We start from the raw sequence: 2,487 nt of genomic DNA, 5'->3' as shown, positions 1-2,487 counted from the left end.
GACGCCCTCGAAGCCCAGCCGCTCGGCCGTGTCCACGATCGTCAGCATGTCCTGCAGCAGCTCGCCCCACGGGCGGTCCATGTCCGAGTAGAAGAAGGGCGTCGTCACCCAGAACTTCAGTGCCATGTCGACTCTCCTCGACGGCGGTCAGGATATAAACGTTTCTAGCACTGTATCGACTCCACCCGGGAAGCGCCACTGTGCGCGGCGTTCTCCTCGGGTGAACCTAGAACAGGTGGTTCTTCCCGCCGAAGACCTCGCTCACCGAGTCGTCGGTGAAGATCCGGCGGATGGAGTCCGCGAGCAGCGGGGCGCAGGACACGACGTCGATCCTCGACGGCCCGCCCGGCCGCAGCGGGATGGTGTCCGTGACGACGATCCGCTCGAACGGGGATGCCGCCAGGTTCTCGAAGGCCCGCCCGCTGAACACGGGATGGGTGGCCGCGGCGAACACCCGCCGCGCACCCGCCCGCGCGACCGCCTCGCCCGCCGCGCGCAGCGTGCCCGCGGTGTCGATGATGTCGTCCACGATGATCGCGGTCTTGCCCCGGACGTCTCCGATCACCTGGTTGATCTCGGCCACCTGCTGCGCGGGACGCTCCTTGTCCAGGATGGCCAGACCGGCACCCATCCGGGTCGCGAACTGCTTGTTCAGCTTCACCCGACCCGCGTCCGGCGCCACGACCACCAGGTCGTCGTCCAACCCGGCGAAGTGGTCCGCCAACATCATCAGCGCCGTCATGTGGTCGACCGGGATCCCGAAGAACCCCTGCAGCTGACCTGCGTGCAGGTCCATGGTCAGCACCCGGTCCACGCCGACCGCCTCGAGCGTGCGGGCGACCATCCGGGCCGAGATCGGCTCGCGTGGCGCGGACTTCTTGTCCTGCCGTGAGTAGCCGTACCAGGGCGTCACCGCGATCACCCGGTGGGCGCTGGCACCGACCGCCGCGTCCACCATGACCAGCAGTTCCAGCAGTGCGTCGTTGGCGTTGAGCCCGGTCTCGGGGTTGCCGCACATCGGCTGGACGAGGAACACGTCCGCGCCGCGGATCGACTCGTCGAACCGGCAGTAGACCTCGTCGTTGGAGAAGGTCTTGAGCGTGATCGGGCCGAGATCGACACCGAGCTGCCCGGCGATCCGGTCGGCCAGCTCAGGGTTCGCGCGGCCCGAGAACAGCATCAGCCGCTTGTCGTAGCCCCGCTGTAGGGACGCCGTCATGAATCCACCCTTCGTCGGGTTCGTGGGGGGCACATCAGCCCGGCCCCGTTGCTCCGTCGATCGCCGCAGCCCGTGGCATGCCGGCTCGTGCCCCGACCGTGCCGACGGACAGCGAGGCTGCCGCCACGCCGCGGGCCGCGGCCTCGGGGACGGCGGCTCCGGCGGCCAGCGCGGCGGCCAGTACCCCGTTGAACGTGTCGCCCGCGCCCGTGGTGTCGCGGACCGTGGCGGGCGGGGCGGGCAGGGGCGTCGCCCCCCGCTCGGGGTCGACGATCAGCACCCCGTCGCCGCCGAGCGTCACCACCACCGATGCGCCGGTCAGACCGGCCACCGCGGCCGCCATGTCCGCCACCGAGTCGGCCGTGCCCTCCTCCACCAGCGCGTAGAGGTCCCGCAGCTCCGACCGGTTCGGCGTGACGACCGGGCCGAGCCCGAGCAGGTCCACCAGCTCCGCGGTTACCGGCGCCGGATTGAGCACGCACACCAGCCCGTGCGCCACCGCCGTCTCCACCGCCGCCGCGACCGCCTCCGACGGGATCTCGGTGCTGACCAGCACGCAGCCGGCCCACTCCGCCGAGCGCGCCACCGCGGCGCGCACCGCCGCCGGTTCCACGGCCGCGTTGGCCCCGGCCCCCACGGCGATCTGATTCTCCCCGCGGCCGTCGACGACGATCAGGGCCATGCCGGTGGCGACTCCTTCGAGCACCGCCACGTCGGTGACGTCGATCCCCTCCGCGCGCAACTCCGCCAGGGCGCCGTCGCCGGTGTCGTCCGCGCCGACGGCGCCGCAGTAGCGGACCTCGGCGCCGGCCCGGGCCGCGGCAACCGCCGCGTTCGCACCCTTCCCGCCGCCGTGCCGCTCGACGCCCGGACCCACCACCGTCTCCCCCGGCCCCGGCAGCCGGTCGGTGTGCACCACGAGGTCGACGTTCACCGCGCCGACCACCACCACCCGGGGCGTCATCCGTCGGACCTCGGCGGGCACACGGACTCCCGCACCTGGACAACGGCCGGGAGGTCGTCGAAACCGACGACACTCACCTCTTCGGGCACCCGCAGCCCCGCCTCGCGACAGGGCTCCGAGTACTCGAGGATCCGCACGGCATCGAGCACCCGGTCCCGCCGCTCCGGGGCGACCGGCCCGGAGTCGTTGAGCACATAGCTCACCGTGCTCACAGACACCCGGGCGTGCTCGGCCACGTCCTTCATCGTCGGCCGCCTACGCCTGCGGTCGGACTGCGTCACGTCACGTCACCTCGGACTCTCAG

General features: G+C 71.9%; 3 protein-coding genes. All 3 read right to left on the bottom strand.

Features of this window, described 5'->3' with window-relative positions:
- Nucleotides 1-226: 226 nt before the first annotated feature.
- Genes LWC35_RS38695 through LWC35_RS38685 form a run of 3 tightly spaced genes read right to left on the bottom strand, consistent with a single transcriptional unit; the run spans nt 227 to nt 2,464 of the window.
- On the bottom strand, nt 227-1,219 hold the full coding sequence (locus LWC35_RS38695) for a ribose-phosphate diphosphokinase (RefSeq protein WP_232875567.1): 993 nt from the start codon (nt 1,217-1,219) through the stop codon (nt 227-229).
- Nucleotides 1,220-1,253: 34 nt separating this feature from the next.
- Nucleotides 1,254-2,183 carry a PfkB family carbohydrate kinase gene (locus LWC35_RS38690; protein ID WP_232875566.1) on the bottom strand — a complete coding sequence of 310 codons (930 nt, stop codon included), beginning with the start codon at nt 2,181-2,183 and terminating at the stop codon, nt 1,254-1,256.
- Nucleotides 2,180-2,464 carry a LacI family DNA-binding transcriptional regulator gene (locus tag LWC35_RS38685; RefSeq protein WP_232875565.1) on the bottom strand — a complete coding sequence of 95 codons (285 nt, stop codon included), beginning with the start codon at nt 2,462-2,464 and terminating at the stop codon, nt 2,180-2,182. The genes LWC35_RS38690 and LWC35_RS38685 overlap by 4 nt, the downstream gene beginning before the upstream one ends.
- Between the last annotated feature and the right edge of the window lie 23 nt (nt 2,465-2,487).

The organism is Pseudonocardia kujensis, from assembly GCF_021283305.1.
GTDB classification, from domain to species: domain Bacteria; phylum Actinomycetota; class Actinomycetes; order Mycobacteriales; family Pseudonocardiaceae; genus Pseudonocardia; species Pseudonocardia kujensis.
Note: the sequence above shows the minus strand (reverse complement) of the source record. Positions and strands in the feature narration are given on the sequence as shown.